Origin of the sequence: Peribacillus sp. CSMR9 (assembly GCF_033141925.1) — a bacterium.
Lineage (GTDB): Bacteria > Bacillota > Bacilli > Bacillales > DSM-1321 > Peribacillus > Peribacillus simplex_A.
In genome coordinates, this window is record NZ_JAOPHO010000010.1 from 1 (window position 1) to 17935 (window position 17935).

Below are 17935 nucleotides of genomic sequence, written 5' to 3' on the forward strand. Positions count from 1 at the left end.
CACTGGGTTATGTAAGTCCGATTGATTACAAACTTGAACACCTTAAAAAAGTTGTCTAGTTTAGTGTTGACATACCAAGGGCGTTTTTTATGCAGGTGTCGGCAGTGTTGGGGGATAGCATCATTTCAGCAGTGGGAATTTGGTTCATAACGATAATTTCAGCAATATGACTGTAAGCAGGCAGGAAAAGAAATTGTTCTAACGTACCCCAATCGAAAGCAGCTAATAAGCTTGCTTTAAGGCATGAGATGAATTCTACAAATAGGCGATCTATTGCCTATAGGGTTGGGTGGGGAATTATTGAAGGGGAAAGGCTGGTAAAGATACTTGGATATTAGTAAAACGGCCAAACACCTAGTGAAGGTTTTAGTGAGGAATTAAAGGGCTAAGGCCCTTTCATTTTTTTACTGTCTAGGTCCCCATATAATGACTGAAACCCCGACTAAACAGATTGCAGCTCCAATCCAATCATATAGATCAGGAGTTTTCTTATCGATGCCCCATCCCCATAAAACCGATAAAACAATGAAAACCCCGCCATATGCAGCGTATACCCGTCCAAAGGTAGGGAACGTTTGGAAAGTTGCAATGATACCGTATAATACCAGCCCAAACCCTCCGGCTAACCCTAGATAAATGGATTTACCCTCTCTTAACCAAAGCCAAATTAGGTAGCCGCCACCAATTTCGGCTAGGCCTGCCATAAGGAATACTATTGTAGTAACTAACATTTATGTATACCTCTCTTTCTCGTTGAATTTTATCATATATGAAACTCTAAATCATCATACTTTAAAGAGTTCTTACTAACTAAAGTAAACTGGAGCATCACCATGGAAAATGCCTCTTCATTAAAAGGATATTGTTATGGGGTTATTTGTGCTGATCTGGAGTCCTTCTTGGGCAGCTCTTTCAGGTATTTTAGTACTTGCTGTAACTAGTTTGGCAGTTGGAGGTTTAGTTTCCAGGAATTTATTAAGTAATGTTCCGGAAAAATCTCAGAGAAAATGGGTCCAAATTATTGTTCTTCTCTATCTGTTGTGTTCGATGGGGTTAACATTGTTAGCGCCAAGCTTGATGCTGAATTTGATTAACACAGCATATTATGGATTTGGGCAATTCCTGCCTGGATTATTATCGATTTTCTTTTTCCGATCCATAAGACCTGCTGGTATTGCAGCAGGCCTCATTGCAGGGGATCTGTTCGCCATATGTATGCATTTAGCACAGATAAATTTCTTGAATATTAATATTGGCTTAATTGCTTTATTAATCAACTTCACAGTTACTTATGCAATTAGTATGTATTTGAAAAGAAAACAGAAAGCTCAGACCACTTTTGAAGAACCGATTGCCTACAATAGCATTGAAGTAGAAGAAACCTATGAAAAAAACACTGTCATTGTCGATTAATAATTATTACTTTCTTACGACATGATGCATTCAGATTTAATTCAACCATACATTATTGTAATTGGAGTATTGTTCCACATGATAAACGGGCATCCATTTTATATTCTCCTGAGTTTATACAAATTGAAACAACAAAAGAAGCATATTCTTTAACATGTTAACACCGCCTTGTTGTTTTTTAAAAATTTTCTAATACAAAAAAAAGAACTGATTTTTTAACTCTAACTTGGATTGCAAGTCAGATACAAAGGGTACTATACCTAAAAGGAAATATAGTAATCTAGTTGAGGAGTTGCATCCATGAAATCCCGAACATTTGTATGCATGTTAGCCCTATTTCATTCATGTATTGTCGGCCTATCTTTCTTATTCACGAAAATGGCGATTGCAGAATCGAATCCGCTTGATACTTTGGCGTTCCGATTCACGGTTTCTTTCGTGATCATTTTATTCCTTGTCGCCTTTAAAGTCATTAAGTTGAACTATTCCTGGGAGTCAGCTAAAAATCTGGTTCCACTATCCTTGCTATTCCCCACTCTTTTCTTTACCTTTCAAACTTTCGGACTTAAGTATTCGCAATCCACTGATGCTGGAATTCTGTCTGCCGTCACCCCAATTCTGACATTAATGATAGCTGGATATTTCCTTAAGGAGAAAACATCTTTATATCAAAAACTTTCGATTGTCTTGTCGGTAGGTGGGGTCATTTTTATTTTGGTGATGAAAGGGAGCACGATCAATTTTTCCGACATGCTTGGGATGGTGTTGATTCTGCTCTCCTGTATTGCTACTGCATGTTATACAACGATGACCCGTTCGCTTGCCAAGGACTATACACCAGGTGAAATGTCCTTTTTCATGATGGGAACAGGCTTTGTCATTTTTAACGTTGCCGCGCTCGTTACCCATTTAAAACAAGCAACAATGCCGGAATTCTTTACACCATGGTCAAGCATGGAATTCATCAGTTCCATTTTGTATTTGGGAATATTGGCTTCATTGGTCACCTCGTTATTATCCAATACGATTTTATCAAAAATCAAAGCATCTCAAATGAGTGTATTTGCAAATCTTTCCACGGTTGTCACGATTGCAGCGGGAGCTCTCATTCTTGATGAAAATATTACAATCTACGATATTATGGGGTCAGTACTAATCATTTTAGGTGTAATAGGGACGAATTATTTTGAAGAGGAGAAAGAGCATACGATAAAAGTGAATCTTGAATATAAAGAGGAACAAAGTGTGAAATGAATGAAAATGGTCCATCCTAATAGGAATGGACCATTTAGACTGTAGGCAAACTTGAACTGCCCCGTAAATGTTAACCAAACTAACATTTACGGGGTGTTTTTTTATGGCTTGTACAATTTGAATGTTGATTTCCGCTCCAGGCACTTTCGCGGGCGGTCTCCCTAGACTCGCTTTTCTAAGCAGGAGTCTCGCAGAGCCGTTCCAATCAACTTTGTTACAAAACTTAGATAGAAATCATACCTGAAGAGTTGTAGGTATTGCTTTGAGTCAGTTGGTTCGGGAACATCATTTGATAAAAGATACTTTTTCCGAACCCCTTTTTTCTACAAACTGAATGGTCCATTTTCATTTCCACCATATTGTTTGCGGAAAATTTGCTGAACCGATCAATACTTGCTCGCCCAGTTGAGGTGTGCAGACTTGGACGGCAAGATCATTGGCAGCTTTTGTTACCCGTTCTATCGGATCTGTCCAATCATGAAAAGACAATGTGAACCCAGCCCAATGAATGGGAATCATCAGTTTTCCTTGTACATCGATGTGTGCTTGAACAGTTTCCTCAGGCATCATATGGATGGTTGACCAGCGCTCATCATATTGGCCGCATTCCATTAAAGTTAAATCAAAAGGACCGTATTTTTCGCCGATATCTTTAAAATGGCTACCATATCCACTATCACCGCTGAAAAATACCTTTTCACGTTTTCCATTAATTACCCAAGAACACCACAATGTCGTATTGCCATCGGTTAAACTCCTTCCAGAAAAATGCCTTGCAGGTGTACAAACAAATTTCAAATCCTTGAATGAAACTTCATCCCACCAATTATGTTCCTGGATCAGTTCTTGTTTAACGCCCCATCTTTCAAGGTGTCCACCGACACCCAGTGGAACAATGAACTGACCGACCTTATCTTTTATTTTCTTTATTGAGAAATAATCCAGATGATCGTAATGGTCATGTGAGAGCAGGACGGCATCGATAGGAGGCAGTGAATCCAAATCAACAGGCAATTCCCCGCTAAACCGCTTGTTCCCAAACCAAGGAAACGGAGTGGGTGCTTTGCCAAACATCGGATCCACCAAAATGGTTTTCCCGTCTATCTCCAACATGAATGCAGAATGACCAAACCAGGTGACTTTATTGGAATCCACAGATACAGGGTCTTTTGTTCCAATTCCGATAGGATGGTCTGGCCTTCTTTTTGGATTGCCTTTTATGTAATCCCGTAAAATGGAACCGGTATGTTTAAGACTCATCGATTGACTAGCAGGGATCTGATTGTGGAATTTCCCATTGGCAAAATTCTCTTTAGTAGTGAAACTTCGCACTTTCTCTTTGTTTGCCCGCCTCCCCAGCGGAGGATAGAGGTTAAGGACAAGTAACACTAATATAATAGAAGAAATGATGATCTTTATAATTTTCAGCATGAATTATGTTCCTCCCATATTTTTCAGACCTTTCGTAAACTTATCATATCACAGAATTTGTATGGTTATTTACTGCGATATCCCACAAGAAAAATGATATAGATTTACCCTCCTGAGAACAGGTGTTGCTGCTTGGTGAAATCGATGATTCATATAGTGGATTATCCTTTTGGGAGGAGTGTTTTGAAAAACTCATGACCAGTGTTTAAGTTTCACCCGCCCCAGGCAGGGAAAAGGGGTATATATAATGAATAATATAGAGAGCGGATATGTGAATAACAGCCGTATGAATGGTAGGGGGATAAAACGATTGTTAATGTTTTTCAGAGTCTTTGTATGGGTAGTATTTATTGCTTTATTAGCATATGTCATTCTTTCTTGGAAATATAAAGATAGGGTAAGTAAGAGGATTGAAGCGATTCGAAAAACCTGGTATGTCATTTTTATATTAGGAGCATTGATTTATTGGAATTTCTATCCGATGAGTATATTTAACGAATGGAAAAACTTCTTGATTATGGCTATTGTATTTATCCTGATAGATATGTTTGTGTTCTTGAGCATGTATATATCCAAAATTGGCGATAATGAACTGTCCTATGCAACAAAAGCGGTTGCGGAAAGTGATAAACTTTTAACGGATAATAGGGAAAAGGTCAAGAATATGTTTCATCTCCTTAAAAAAGAAGGGATTCCTGAGTATTATCAAACGAATAAGGAATACTTGGCTTATTTGAGCATTCTCCTTCAAGCTTATGCCGCAAAAGAAGGGATGAACGTGAAAATCCTTCCTTTCAAAACGGAACAGGACAAGCAATTGGTGATAAATGGGCATCCGAACTTGAATGGCAGTACCATTCGTGCTACATTGGAAAGAGAAGATACGTATTATAATGATGAAGAAAAAATGGCTCTGCAGCCAGTAAGTATATTGATGGAATCCTATATCCTTGACGTTAAATCAGAAAGCTTCGTTTCAGAAGTCGATTGTTTATTAATAGCATTATTAATCATGATGTTCGATATGGTCATAAAACAAAACCCGGGTGGTGAAGATAAATGAGCATTTATGATAAAGCCGGCAGTGAAGTGTCAGTTGCCGTAATCAAACCACAGGTGAAAATACCCGACGTAGGTTTGAGTCCCCATACCAAAAAGGTGATGAAACAAAACGAACGCATTATCCTGAAACAAAAAGAAAAAGCTGCACGCTTCAGCCGGTTAAAAAGTGTTTAATAAGAATCAAGGCAGAGGTTTTCCTTTGCCTTATGATATTTAATGGAAAGCCCGCATATACTATTCAAAATAAAGGAATAGGAAGGGTCTTTCAGGATATGAACAAAAAACCCGAGAGAGTTAACATCCCGGCCCCCTCGGCTTCACCATCCGAGAAACGGATACATAAGGAAAATGCTGATCTGCTCAAGCTGTTGCAAAGGCTTAAAGCTAAACGTTGGATTTTTTTAAGGTAAAAGTCAAAGCCAGTCTCTAAGGAGAACTGGTTTTTTATTTTTCAGGAAAATCACAGCGGGTGAAAGTATTGAATATTCTTTCGACCTAACTCTTTAGCTGTATACATCGTACGATCAGCTTTTTTCAAAAGTGACTCCATTTCCGTACCATTATGCGGATAAAAGCTTATCCCTATGCTAACTGATACAAAATAATCATTTCCTTTAATGGGAATGGGCATTGTGGATAATTGGTTCAATATTAATTCTGCGTTTTGCTGTGTGCTTTTCATTAAATCCTCACAATGCGATGGATGTAATAATACAATAAATTCATCTCCACCTATACGTGCCACATGACTCCCGTGGGGGACGGTTTGCAAAAGACATTCAGCCGCTTTTTTTATAACGTCGTCTCCAGCATCATGACCAAAGGAATCATTGAAAAATTTAAAATGATCAAGATCGATGTAAAGAATGGCCATTTCATCGTTTGTTTTATCGTCATGAAAATCAAAATAATTATAAATGAAGTGCCTATTATAAAGACCTGACAAAGGATCTCTGATTATCCCATCTTCAAGAATGATGGTTTGACTAATCAAAGCTGCCAAAGATTTGATGAGTATCATATCATACTCCTTAAAATCATAAGGTTTAATGTCGAATGCACATAATGTACCAATGATTTCACCCTCATTTATAAGGGGCGTTCCCATAAAACACCCATTCGTGATAAACTTCGTTACGGGGTGGCCACTAGTCAAATCATGTTTCTTTAAATTCGGGATAACGAGTGGTTCCAAGCCATTCTCAACAACTAATTTGCAATAAGCCATATTATAAGGAAGGATGTCGCCTTCACAAATTAACTTAGCATTTCTATTGAAGGATTTGATCATAAAACTCTGTGTGGGATTCAATATCGAAAGAAAGAATGTATTGACATCAATGGTTTGGGCTAATAGTGCTAATACTTCTTTAGCCATAGAGTCAAAATTTTTATAATAATTGATATCTTGCTGAATCATTTTCAGGCTCCTCTTTTATCTTTAGTCTTTTTAGGTTTCCGGATGTTATTTCTCATATTGAACTAGAAAGACACAAAAGCGGAATCTGAATACCGTGACAGTTACCAGGATTTCCACTAAACTCAATTAAGGGGTTGGATTCGTTTTATTGATGGATAATGTAATCGGTAAGCTGACCGTTTAATGGGCTGTTTCTATTTTTCTTAATTCAGTATGATTGTCAGTCAGTTAAAAATTGACCCTTATTTTATTTTCGGCTTTTTTTAATATCATTAAATTTCTTTTGCCTGATTTCCAAATGGCTAATCGGCTATTCGTTTCTGTATGCCGGTATGGGCATCATTTAATAACCAATATTTTCCTTTAAGTCAATAATCAGTCTATCTAACCTGTATTATACTGTACGTGAAATGGCAAGAGTACCGTTTCAGGTACAAAATTAGTATCAATTTTCATATTTACCTTGGCTCGCATGAGGTTAAAGCAGCTTGGCATTTCTGTTCCTTGTCATGATTAAAGAACCACATGAATTACCTAGATAAAACGAATGTATCTGGCTCATTTAAAAAAATGTTTTGGAGAGGATAAAAGGTAAGAATAAAGTACATACAGGATAATTCAAAAGGGGATCATTATGGGAAAATTAGAAAGTATATATCCTATTGCTATAGACAATACAAAGGAAAAAATAATCCAGGATATGGATTACTTTTTAGAGAATCAAGAGACGATGCCTTCGTTTGCAACATATATATCAGACAGGGTTTCTTTTATTGAGCAAATTTGGATCAATGTTTGGTTAAATAAAGCATCAAACGATGTGCCCAGGAAGGAAAAAAAGGTGTTTCTAAGCGAAAGGGGATTTGTAACAGAAGGTTCAGATCATAAGCTGATAAATAGCATGTTCCGGAACGAATTAAAGAAGTATCGTCCTTTTGATGCCTTATCGTGGATAAAAAAATCCTTTGCTGAAAATCCAGATGATTGGGAGAAGAGATATAAAAATGCAAGGGATAACTTCACTAAGCGACAAGAAGAACAGCGGCTGGCTAAGCAACGATGGAAAATACGCGTTAGACTTCAAGAAGAGGCCAATACTTTTTTTGAAAAAAGCTCACTGCTTTTATATTTACATGTCAGGAATTATATTGCTGGAAATTTGGCAGCGGATCTTAATAATAAGCCTAAATTTCAATATGTCGATCCATACTTGCTTGAAGAACGATTGGTTGAAGAGGGGGGATTTCAAGCAGCCGAATACCTTATGGTCTCTGATTTTTTTGAAGAGCTGACAGGCGATATTCACTCGTTACTCGATTGGGGAAGGAACCATTTTGAGTATGAAAATTACTTCTACCGGTATGAAAGGCTAGTTTCGGATTTCATTTTGAAATTAGCCCCAGAAAAGTACTTGAACCAATTACCTGTTGCACTGCATCATGATTTTTTGGAGTCATATGGGGAAAGGCTGACGGTTGAAGACCTTCAAGGTATATTAAGGGATGAATTGGCTGATTTGTCTCAGGCCTGTTTTGATGAACTTCAGGAAGAATACCTTTCTGATTTACTGAGCCTTGAAGGAATTCCTTTTAATGAAACATTGCACGAACAAATATTTGAAAAGGACGAGGCGAACAGAGAAAGAAGAAAAGCTGAAGTATTGGCAGAGCAGGCAAAGAAGCTGGCTGAAGAGCAAAGGATGATTGATGACATTATCGGAAAGGCCTATACTCCATCATTAGGGAAAAAAGTTAGGTATGTTTTGCATATCGGAGAGACCAATACCGGGAAGACACATAAGGCCCTACAAAAAATGAAAGAAGCGGAAAGCGGTTTGTATCTGGCGCCCCTTAGACTACTAGCCCTCGAAGTGTTTGATAAATTAAATGCGGATGGTGTTCCTTGTTCATTAAAAACCGGTGAAGAAGAAAAGGCAGTTGCGGGTGCTAATCATGTTTCCAGCACAGTTGAAATGTTTCATGAAAAAGACTACCATGAAGTAATCGTTATAGATGAAGCCCAGATGATTGCCGATAAAGATCGAGGCTTTTCGTGGTTTAGGGCAATCACACAAGCAAATGCGAAAGAAGTACACATTATCGGAAGCAAGAATATCAAAATGATGCTTTTGAACCTACTGAATGAAGCAGATTTAGAACTCCACGAATACAGACGTGAAATACCGCTGGAGGTAGAACAAAAGGAATTTGGATTGAAGTATACCAAAAAAGGGGATGCGCTCATTTGTTTTTCAAGAAGGCACGTACTGGAAACCGCATCCCGTCTAAAAGAGAGTGGACATAATGTCAGCATGATATACGGCAGTATGCCTCCTGAAAACAGAAAACGGCAAATAGAGTTATTCAATCGCGGTGAAACATCAGTGGTTGTAGCCACAGATGCGATAGGAATGGGATTGAACTTGCCAATCCGACGCATCGTCTTTCTTGAAAATGAAAAATTCGACGGGACTCGAAGAAGAAGATTGACTTCTCAAGAAATCAAACAAATCGCAGGTCGAGCAGGGAGAAAAGGGATTTACGATACTGGCAAGGTGGCATTTACAGCAGAGATTAAAATCATGAATAAGTTGCTGGAACAAGTAGATGAGCCAGTTCAGACCTTCACTATTGCCCCAACCTCGGCTGTGTTTGAACGTTTTCAAAAGTATTACAGGAATCTAGGAACATTTTTCGAAATGTGGGAGAGGTTCGAGCCTCCTAAAGGCACGAAAAAGGCATCACTATCGGAAGAAAGGGAGCTTTACGAGCTTATACGGGATACTGAAATCGAAGCGCGTTTTTCCTTAATGGATTTATATGGATTCTTGCATATCCCTTTTTCAGCGAAAGAACCAAGTCTGATCAAGCAGTGGCTGGAAACGGTCGAAGCGATTGCCGAGAGCAGTGAACTTCCTGAACCGATCATCAAGACTAAAAATCTGGAGGAATTGGAGCTTTCTTATAAAGCGATAGGCCTTCATCTATTATTTTTATATCGGATGGGTAAGAGGACTGAAACTGTTTACTGGGAGCGTATCCGTGAAGAAATCAGTGAGGGCGTTCATGATCAGTTAAAAGACGAAATGTTGAATTATCAAAAAAAATGCAAGCGCTGTGGAAAAAAGTTGCCGGATGACTCCCGTTTTCATATATGTGATGCTTGTTACCACAGAGGGCATAGGAAGTCACACAGATTCAATTAAACTGAAATTTTTCCAATATTGAGCAACCAAATAAAGAACACCTTTGGTGTAGGTATTCGGGTTGTAGTTTGTGAATATATACTCAGTCATTCCGTTTCGCTTTAGCAATAAGTGATGCTTGCTGCTTCATACGTTTATCAGCTTTTTTATCATGCACCACTAGGATGGCATGAATTAAACCAGGGACGTAAAAAATTAGTGTGAGGACTAAATTAAACAAAGCCTGAATGGGTTTACCCGCTAATAATACGGCTAAGGGCGGGAAAAGAATCGCGATTAAATATAGAATAATAAACACTCTCCAAAATTATGATTTTCATCTAATTTTACGACTTGACAATCTACAAGTAATACTAGCATTACTTGAAGTGTAAAGCTACCGTTCCATTTTCCTGATGATACCCCTTACTATTGCCTTGATAAATATATGCCCGGGTGTCAGCTTCATACCCAACCGACATGCTGTCTTTAAAGATATATTTTTTGAGGGATTCTTTATCTTGGATTAAGCATGAGGTGGCTGGCTTAGGAAAAGGAAAATATCGTTTTTGCAGGTAGTGGGCAAAGTAACGTCTTTTTGTATTAGAATAACCAGAAAACTGACTGAAAGCGGGAAATTCATGAGAAAAAAGATAGGCTGTTTGCATGCACACTATACAAATATTGAATATATAGAAAAAGCCTTCTCGAAATTTGATATTGAATGGCTTCATTTTGTAGATCCAGGCTTGATGCATAGGGTGGCATCGGATGTAAAGTTTAAGTATTCGGATGCTCAAAAAATGGTTAAAGAACAAGTCGAATGGATTGCCGAATGTAAAGTGGATGCCATCCTGATAACCTGTACGAATTACATCGCCTTTTTAAACGAAGAACAACTCTCCTTACCCATGCCTATCATTAAAATCGATGAACCATATTTTGAACAAATTTGCCAATTGCGGCAACCACAAGTCATATTATTCACGAACCCTGCAACTGTCGAAGGAACTGTCAAACGTTTAAATGCACATGCTGAAAAATATGAGGGTGTGGATTTTGAAGTAATCATCATCGACAATACGTTTGAATTCATTATGCAGGGATTGGGTGAAAAATATAACCAGGAAATCGTTAAGTTCCTGCACCACTTTAATAGTGGGAAAAGACCGCTGTCGGTGGCGCAATTATCAATGGTTGAAGCAGCTCAACGTTATGAGTTTCAGACAGGAAACACAGTTTTAAATCCATTGCATGCATTAGTTGATTCCATGATCGTTCAACTAGAACTAAGTTCATTGAGTGGTCTTTGAATCAAATGATTTCTGGTGCCGCATGAACGGAACGTTTTTTAATTTCAAAAAAATGTATTTGTATTAGAAGAAAATAAAAAAATCCCTGATCTGGTTAAATCCCAGTGCAGGGATTTTTTTTATTATTCCTTTGTGCGGATTTGTTCACGGATGTTTTCAAGTTCTTCAAGGGATAGAGCTGTCAGGGAATTTTTTATTTCTTCTTCGACCCGTTTTCGATCAAGCTCCCTATATGCGCTCCACCAATCCCGCAGCCCTTCGGTGTTTTCGAGAAGATACTCTATATCAATTTCTTCTTGCTCATCATCTGATAAATATCGCATGACTGCACCTAACAATCGATTGAGTTTGGCTAATTCACTTTCCTTATCAGGTGAAGCGGGGGTATCTTTCACTTCTAAATCAGCTTTAGCCGGAACATTCCGAGGTGTCATAATATCCTCCTGTTTTTAATACTAGTGTGCCTAAAAATGGCGGTTTTCAATATATGTCTTTGGTATTTTTATAAATTTCATCTTTAAAAAATTTCAACATATACCTCGCTAGAATATATAAATTATATCATCATTCTTAAATAGATTTAACAAAGTAATGGGTAGATAAGGGGGAAGTAAAATAAAAGGAATAGCTTAGTGCTATTCCTTTCATAAAGCGGCTAATTTTATGCATTCTTCTGCGCATCTAAAGCATGCCTCAGCACATTTTTGACAATGTTCATGATCGTGATTTTTACATTCGTTCCCGCAGTTTTCACAGATCTTGGCACAAACTTCAGCCAACTCTGAAATAAACGGTGTACCTCTTCCTATCGCCTGTTCTAAATAAGAGCAAAAATCCGCACATTCCCGATCCAAGCGAATGCACTCCACCATCATGTTTACTTGATCTTCTTTTAAGCATGCGTCGTAACAATGATTACACGCGGTCATACAATCATTTAAAGTTTGGATAACAGATGAATAATTCTAATGTGACATGAACAAATCTCCTCCTAAATATGGTCTCTCCCTTACAATTATCCTTTATACTATCCTTTAAACTTCTTTTAGGTTAAGGTGAATGGCTCTATAAAACTGACCGGACACGTGAAAGGCTTCAGGGAATTAATGGAAGGGTCAGTGCATAAATTTAAATGAAAGGAGTGGATATATGAAAATGTTTATTAAATTAAGTGTGGCCAGTGTCTCCGGAGCCGTCGTGTATTTGATATATAATGTCAACCAGACGCTGCGTAAAGGAATGGGAACGCTCGAAGAAACAAATAAGACACTGGAAGAGGTAAGAAATGCGGTACATGGATTGACGCAAGAGTCCAAACAATTGATCCACTCTGCCAATCAAATTACAGCGGATGTAAAAGGGAAGATGGAAAATGTCGATCCATTGCTAGAATCAGCTCAAGATGTTGGGGAAATGATTCATAATGTAACCAATTCCATGAAAGAAGCCAGTTTGGAAGGCCGCCCTAAGGATTTATCCACTCGAACTGAAGCTGAGGGGGTTCAAATAATAATCAAATAGTATCATCATTTATCACTAAAAAACAGGCACCCCGGGATTCACTAACCTATTTAAAGTAATCGTTTCTACTATTTAATATAGAGGGGGAGCTTTATCTTGATAATTCAATATAGTGTGGTTGCGATCGCTTTAGCCTTCATTTGGTTGGTCGTATTTTTAATTAGTACTCTTCAAAAGGGAATGGTCACGATAGGAGAAGCCAATCAAACATTGGTTGAGGTGAGAAATGCCATCCACGATTTGTCCGGCGAATCGAAACAACTATTGCAAACTGCAAATGAAATCACCGACGATGTAAAAACTAAAATAAAAACGGTTGAACCATTATTGGATTCTGCTCAAGATGTTGGTGAAGCGATACATTCAGTTACAGACTCTGTTAAAAAAGCCACTAACGGCTTCCGGACAGAATTTTCCCAGAAAAAAATCAATGCTATCAAACCCAAAAGCCAATTTAGATAATAAGATCATAATAAAAGGCTCTTTTGGTAAAGCTTGTTGTTTTTAAAACGAAACTATTTAAGGTTGATTGGAGCGGAAGTGCGAGACTCCTGCGGGAGCAGCGGGACAGGTGAGACCCCACAGGCGTTTACGCCGAGGAGGCTCACCGCCCGCCCCGCGGAAAGCGAGCATCTGGAGGGGAAATCAACCACAACTCACTACCTGGTAAATAGCAACAAAGTATGTGAAAACAGCCTAATAAAAAGATGAAAGACACTGCCGGGTAAGGAAGTGTCTTTTTTGATGGTATGCATAATTATAGCCGTACTCATAGAATTAATCTGGATATCGCCGTTATTATCTATTAGACCCATTTCTCTCATACAGATCTCTATTACACCCTGTATGAGAATATGGAATAAACCTAAATTTTTTTGTATGGATTTAAAACAAGCTATTATTTTTCGGTCTTGTCACCTGTAGACTGGCCGGAAGATTTTGATTCATTGGAATGTTTGACGCCTTTACTTACATATGGTTTTGCGCTTTTTTTCTTGTTGGCACCAGTTTTCCAACGATTCCAGCCCTTCTTGCCCGTACCTGTTCCCGTACCTTTACCCGTACCACTCTTAGCCTTAGCTTTACTCATGAAATCACTCCATTACTATTGTATGGTTATATTAAACCATTTTACTTGATTATTACCCAAGTATGTTGAAATATACAGTAACCACGGTGATATGTACAGGGAAAGGCTCAATATTTTTATCAGAATCTTTATAAACCAATAAAAGCAAGGATTTTTGCTGGATGGAACTTGCTTATTCTTAACTATTATTCCAATTATTTGCTGTGTTTCCTCAAAATTAAACTTAGTGGAGTTAGAGTGGATGGACCTGATTTTAGTCATTTTATTGATATGGACCTGGATTTCATCAAAAAGATACTTATTCCAATTTTTTTGCAAATGGTCAAGTAGTGCATGAAAGTTAATAATACAGCGCCCGTATTCATTCCTAAAATGATGCCTCCCATATTAAGTGAAGCTTGGGACCCTAGGATATACATCATTAAAAATGCAACGATATGGGACCAGACTGTATGGATGAAAGCATCTTTCACTAAGCCCAGGCCGATGAGATAGGCTTGCATTGGAATGACAAAAAAATGAAAAAGGAAATAGGGACATAATAATTTTAAATAGTATGAGGCAGATGTTGAGGAAAAAAAGAGAGAGGTCAAGGGTTCCGCAAAGAAATAAATGAAGAACACAGCTGGAACCCCATACAATACGGTAAAAGACATCGATTTTTGCAATAAAACCCTCAATTTTTCCTTATCCTGCTTCTTGTGCGCATTCGAAACATTCGGTATGAGCATGATCATTAAGGAATGCGCGATAAAGGCCGGAAAGAAGCCGATGGTCATCGCTACCCCAGTGAGCATCCCAAAATGCTCTGTAGCCACAACCGCACCGAATCCTGCTGAGAGAAGGGCAGTATGGATTAAAAAAGGTTGCATGGCATTTGTTATGGCATGAAAGATCCTTAATCCCATAGTGGGCAGCGAAACCGCCAATAACTTTTGTCGTGCATGTTTACCGGTTGTTCGCGAGTTTGTACCGCGTTTCATGATTCGCATTTGAAGGATCAAAAGGTTTATCAAGTATAGAAAAACGAGGAACTCACTGCCAATCAATACAAAAAAGGCCATCAACAATGATTTTTCTTGGTTAAAATGAAATAAGTTAAAGATGAGGAAAAGCAAACCAAATTGAATGATATCCTTCAAAAAGTTGGAAAAGGCAATCTTCCCCATTTGCTGGACACCCATGAAATACCCTCTTGCAATCGACGAGAATGCAACTATTGGGATTAAAGTGATGAGCAGCCATTTAATATAAGGATGATATCTGTCCATTATGGATGAGAATGAAAGTATGAAAGGCATGACTACGCACATGACCAACACGATGACTGCAGCCATTTTAAGAGCATGGATGACTAGATTATAATGCAATGTCTGTTTATTTTCAGCAACGAATTTTGAAATGGAAATATGTAATTCAAGGCTGGCAATCACATATATTAAAAAGAAAATTGGCAATATGGACATATAAAGCCCCATGCCCTCTTCCTGTAATTCCCTGGCTAGGATCATGTTTACTAAAAATTCAATACATTCACCAAAAAACGCTGCGACAATCAAAATGAGCGTTCCCTTATAAAAAGACTTCATGTTGGACCACTCCTAACAAGGTGTTTGTATAAAGATATGAGACATGCCTTGGAATATTCATACGGAGCTCCACAAAATGTTGATACATAATGCGGCTATGGCTATGGGGAATACTGACTAATCTGTTGGAAGATAAAAAATTAAATCAGGTAAGGATGGGAAAGTGGAAGAAATCGATTGGTTACATGTAATTTAGAAATTTTCACCCAAGCCTTCAGCATCAAAAGGGTTCATTCAAGTAATGGGTTTGCATTTATTTCATTCTTCTGATCAGGGGTTTTTGGTTTGCCAGGTTCCCTTTGGCAAAAATATCGGATGAATTATGAAACAATAGTCGGAGCCTTGATTTTCACTTTGTAATTCATGCTTTATTTTGCTATCCTTTAGCAGAGGGGATGATCAATATGAAATTCACATCTATTAGTCAATTAAATATAGATGAATTGTGCATTGCGTTTGAAAGTTTGCTTACGAAACATGACATTACATTTAAATATGTAGATATGAGGGAAGATAACGGAATCTTATCGTTTATTTTTTGTAATGACCCGGATAAGGCTAGGTCGGTCGAATTGGAAAGTGAACGCTTCATTGGATTAGATACTGATTACATAGCCAAGGAAATTTTAGTGCCAATCTTGCCTAGATTAAAAGAATATGCACAAAAATAAAATCATCGATTAAGATGATTTTTTTTTGTGATACTTGTCAAATGTCATGAGATTTACTTTACCTATATTTCTATAGCTTAAATAGAGCTTAATTATCCAGGAGGCAAACTGAAATGTAACTTCCAATTAATTGTGGTTAAGTATAAAAAATACCCTGGGTATGAAACCATCCAGGGTATTTTTTCTTTATACTGATTTTATCGGAATCAAGATCGCTTTCCATCACTATACTCTTTTCCACAGCCATCCGGATAAGATTAAATGACCATCTTTTTACCGGCATTTAATTGAACTTCCTGCTTAGGAGTTTCTGCTTTCTTGTTTTGCTTTACCTTAAAGTGATAAACCGCATAACAACCAATGAAGAATGTTCCCCCGCAATAAAGGGCCATTCGCTGCTCAGGAACAAACGCTAGACTGATCATGACTATGCAGTTTGCTATTAAAGCAAGAATGGGGATGACTGGGTATAGCGGTACTTTGAATTTCAGATTTTCTACCTTTCCGCCTTGGCGGGTATATGATCTTCTAAAAGCAAGAAGGCAAGCCGCTATGGCGATCCACCCAATTTGTGCTCCTAATCCTGCAAGGGAGAGAAGAAAGACAAACACTGTTTTTGCCGCTACTACACTTGAAAGTAAAGACAAACCGGCAACTGCCAGGGTGATAAGTAAGGCATTAAGCGGAATCCCTCTCTTATTTACCATACCGAGCTTCGGACTTGCCATTCCTTCCCTAGAGAGCGAGTAGAGCATACGAGTCGCAGCATAAAGGCCGGAGTTCGCAACTGACAATAGTGCTGTAAGAATGATGAAGTTCATGATGTCAGCGGCATACGGAACTCCGATACTATCTAGAACAACAACGAATGGACTTTCAACGATTCCGGCTTTTTCCCTTGGAATCATCGCTGAGAGTACAGAGACAGAAAGAACAAAGAAGAAAAGGGTTCGCCAAACGGTTTGTTTGATGGATTTAGGTATGACCTTTTCTGGGTTTTCACTTTCTCCAGCGGCAATTCCGATTAATTCTGTGCCCTGGAATGAAAAGTTCACTGTAATCATTGTGATAAGCAGGGCCGATATCCCATTGGGAAAGAGACCTTCACTTAAAAAGTTGGAGAAAAATGGAGCTTCTTGTCCACCTTTCATATCAATGATGCCAAACATAGCAGCACTGCCAACTATGATGAACAAAATGATGGCCAATACTTTTATGCTGGAAAAAACAAATTCCGATTCTCCAAATGCCTTTGCTGATAAGGCGTTTAGTAAAAATATGAGAAAAGCAAAGATTGCACACCACATCCAAACGGGTGATCCAGGAAACCATCTTTGCATAAGCTGTCCTGCCGCCAGAAACTCTAAGGCAACTGTAACGGCCCAACCTAACCAGTAAAGCCATCCAATGGCAAAGCCGGTTCCAGGACCGATGAATTTTGTCGCATATGTCTGAAACGATCCCGAAACAGGCATGGCAACCGATAGTTCACCTAGACAAAGCATCGTTAAATACATGATGAAGCCGCCAACTATGTAAGAGAGGATAGCACCGATGGCCCCTGCTTCATGAATGGTATAGCCTGAACCAAGGAAAAAGCCGGTACCAATACATCCCCCTATTGAAATCATAAATAAATGTCTAGCTTTCATGCTCCGTTTTAATTCATTTGGTTGATTATCTGCTGTTTTCATTGAAAGACTCCTTTACCTGATGGGTGCAAACGGTTTCATTTATGTTGGGACGTTATTAGGAATTTGTGTTCAATCACAAGTCTAAAAGCTTCGATTTTGAATCTTAGGAGATGTCGAATTCCCTCGGAAAAGAGATTACTTCTGCATTTACGAAAGATGTGACAATGAACATAGGCATCTATGCAGAATAAATTTCGATAGCGCCGCTTAATAAAGAAAAGGAAGCCAAGCGTCAGGAAACCAGGGTGTGAATTGAACATGTCGATCATCCGCAAATGGGGAGAGAAGCACCC

General features: G+C 38.4%; 18 protein-coding genes. 9 read left to right on the forward strand and 9 right to left on the reverse strand.

The genetic code is table 11. The features are described 5' to 3' along the window. Positions 1 to 404: 404 nt before the first annotated feature. On the reverse strand, positions 405 to 731 hold the full coding sequence (locus N9I19_RS07765) for a YnfA family protein (RefSeq protein WP_061463139.1): 327 nt from the start codon (positions 729 to 731) through the stop codon (positions 405 to 407). 136 nt (positions 732 to 867) lie between these two features. Between N9I19_RS07765 and N9I19_RS07770 the strand changes: the two genes are divergently transcribed. After that, the gene (locus N9I19_RS07770) at positions 868 to 1413 is read left to right on the forward strand and encodes a hypothetical protein (RefSeq protein WP_317777410.1); all 546 of its coding nucleotides are present in this window, start codon (positions 868 to 870) and stop codon (positions 1411 to 1413) included. A gap of 300 nt (positions 1414 to 1713) precedes the next feature. Beyond that, positions 1714 to 2667: a DMT family transporter gene (locus tag N9I19_RS07775; RefSeq protein ID WP_317777411.1), complete on the forward strand. Its 954-nt coding sequence runs from the start codon at positions 1714 to 1716 to the stop codon at positions 2665 to 2667. Between the two features lie 345 nt (positions 2668 to 3012). Here N9I19_RS07775 and N9I19_RS07780 read toward each other — a convergent pair whose 3' ends face one another. After that, entirely contained in the window at positions 3013 to 4098 is a 1086-nt protein-coding gene (locus N9I19_RS07780) for an MBL fold metallo-hydrolase (RefSeq protein WP_317777412.1), read from the reverse strand. A 247-nt stretch (positions 4099 to 4345) separates the two neighbouring features. Here N9I19_RS07780 and N9I19_RS07785 point away from each other — a divergent pair, with 247 nt between their 5' ends. Then, a complete protein-coding gene (locus tag N9I19_RS07785) occupies positions 4346 to 5161 on the forward strand; it encodes a type II toxin-antitoxin system SpoIISA family toxin (protein WP_317777413.1) in 816 nt (271 codons plus the stop codon). Beyond that, entirely contained in the window at positions 5158 to 5334 is a 177-nt protein-coding gene (locus N9I19_RS07790; protein WP_155727305.1) for a hypothetical protein, read from the forward strand. The genes N9I19_RS07785 and N9I19_RS07790 overlap by 4 nt, the downstream gene beginning before the upstream one ends. A 286-nt stretch (positions 5335 to 5620) precedes the next feature. Here the strand turns inward: N9I19_RS07790 and N9I19_RS07795 are convergent, their stop codons facing one another. Further along, positions 5621 to 6580 carry a sensor domain-containing diguanylate cyclase gene (locus N9I19_RS07795; protein ID WP_317777414.1) on the reverse strand — a complete coding sequence of 320 codons (960 nt, stop codon included), beginning with the start codon at positions 6578 to 6580 and terminating at the stop codon, positions 5621 to 5623. A 634-nt stretch (positions 6581 to 7214) separates the two neighbouring features. Between N9I19_RS07795 and N9I19_RS07800 the strand changes: the two genes are divergently transcribed. After that, positions 7215 to 9785, forward strand: coding sequence for a DEAD/DEAH box helicase (locus tag N9I19_RS07800; RefSeq protein ID WP_317777415.1), 2571 nt, complete (start codon positions 7215 to 7217; stop codon positions 9783 to 9785). Between the two features lie 82 nt (positions 9786 to 9867). Here N9I19_RS07800 and N9I19_RS07805 read toward each other — a convergent pair whose 3' ends face one another. Further along, entirely contained in the window at positions 9868 to 10074 is a 207-nt protein-coding gene (locus N9I19_RS07805; RefSeq protein ID WP_317777462.1) for a YqaE/Pmp3 family membrane protein, read from the reverse strand. A gap of 331 nt (positions 10075 to 10405) precedes the next feature. Between N9I19_RS07805 and N9I19_RS07810 the strand changes: the two genes are divergently transcribed. Beyond that, positions 10406 to 11077 (forward strand): hypothetical protein, encoded by a 672-nt coding sequence (locus N9I19_RS07810; protein ID WP_317777416.1) that lies wholly within the window; start codon positions 10406 to 10408, stop codon positions 11075 to 11077. 122 nt (positions 11078 to 11199) lie between these two features. On the opposite strand, the gene N9I19_RS07815 is transcribed toward N9I19_RS07810, so the two are convergent. Both N9I19_RS07815 and N9I19_RS07820 read right to left on the reverse strand, forming a co-directional pair. Beyond that, positions 11200 to 11511, reverse strand: a complete 312-nt coding sequence (locus N9I19_RS07815) for a hypothetical protein (protein ID WP_089362168.1) — start codon at positions 11509 to 11511, stop codon at positions 11200 to 11202. Positions 11512 to 11721: 210 nt separating this feature from the next. Continuing rightward, positions 11722 to 12027 (reverse strand): four-helix bundle copper-binding protein, encoded by a 306-nt coding sequence (locus tag N9I19_RS07820; protein ID WP_486352018.1) that lies wholly within the window; start codon positions 12025 to 12027, stop codon positions 11722 to 11724. Between the two features lie 199 nt (positions 12028 to 12226). On the opposite strand from N9I19_RS07820, the gene N9I19_RS07825 reads away from it, so the two are divergent. Both N9I19_RS07825 and N9I19_RS07830 read left to right on the forward strand, forming a co-directional pair. Beyond that, positions 12227 to 12598 carry a DUF948 domain-containing protein gene (locus tag N9I19_RS07825; protein WP_061463149.1) on the forward strand — a complete coding sequence of 124 codons (372 nt, stop codon included), beginning with the start codon at positions 12227 to 12229 and terminating at the stop codon, positions 12596 to 12598. A 96-nt stretch (positions 12599 to 12694) separates the two neighbouring features. Beyond that, positions 12695 to 13060, forward strand: a complete 366-nt coding sequence (locus tag N9I19_RS07830; protein ID WP_317777418.1) for a DUF948 domain-containing protein — start codon at positions 12695 to 12697, stop codon at positions 13058 to 13060. 436 nt (positions 13061 to 13496) lie between these two features. Here the strand turns inward: N9I19_RS07830 and N9I19_RS07835 are convergent, their stop codons facing one another. Beyond that, the gene (locus tag N9I19_RS07835; RefSeq protein ID WP_061463151.1) at positions 13497 to 13688 is read right to left on the reverse strand and encodes a DUF3934 family protein; all 192 of its coding nucleotides are present in this window, start codon (positions 13686 to 13688) and stop codon (positions 13497 to 13499) included. A gap of 257 nt (positions 13689 to 13945) precedes the next feature. After that, positions 13946 to 15277, reverse strand: a complete 1332-nt coding sequence (locus tag N9I19_RS07840) for an oligosaccharide flippase family protein (RefSeq protein WP_061463152.1) — start codon at positions 15275 to 15277, stop codon at positions 13946 to 13948. Positions 15278 to 15681: 404 nt separating this feature from the next. On the opposite strand from N9I19_RS07840, the gene N9I19_RS07845 reads away from it, so the two are divergent. Continuing rightward, on the forward strand, positions 15682 to 15948 hold the full coding sequence (locus N9I19_RS07845) for a hypothetical protein (protein WP_089362172.1): 267 nt from the start codon (positions 15682 to 15684) through the stop codon (positions 15946 to 15948). A 257-nt stretch (positions 15949 to 16205) separates the two neighbouring features. On the opposite strand, the gene N9I19_RS07850 is transcribed toward N9I19_RS07845, so the two are convergent. Continuing rightward, the gene (locus N9I19_RS07850; RefSeq protein WP_125162809.1) at positions 16206 to 17642 is read right to left on the reverse strand and encodes an amino acid permease; all 1437 of its coding nucleotides are present in this window, start codon (positions 17640 to 17642) and stop codon (positions 16206 to 16208) included. Positions 17643 to 17935: the final 293 nt, after the last annotated feature.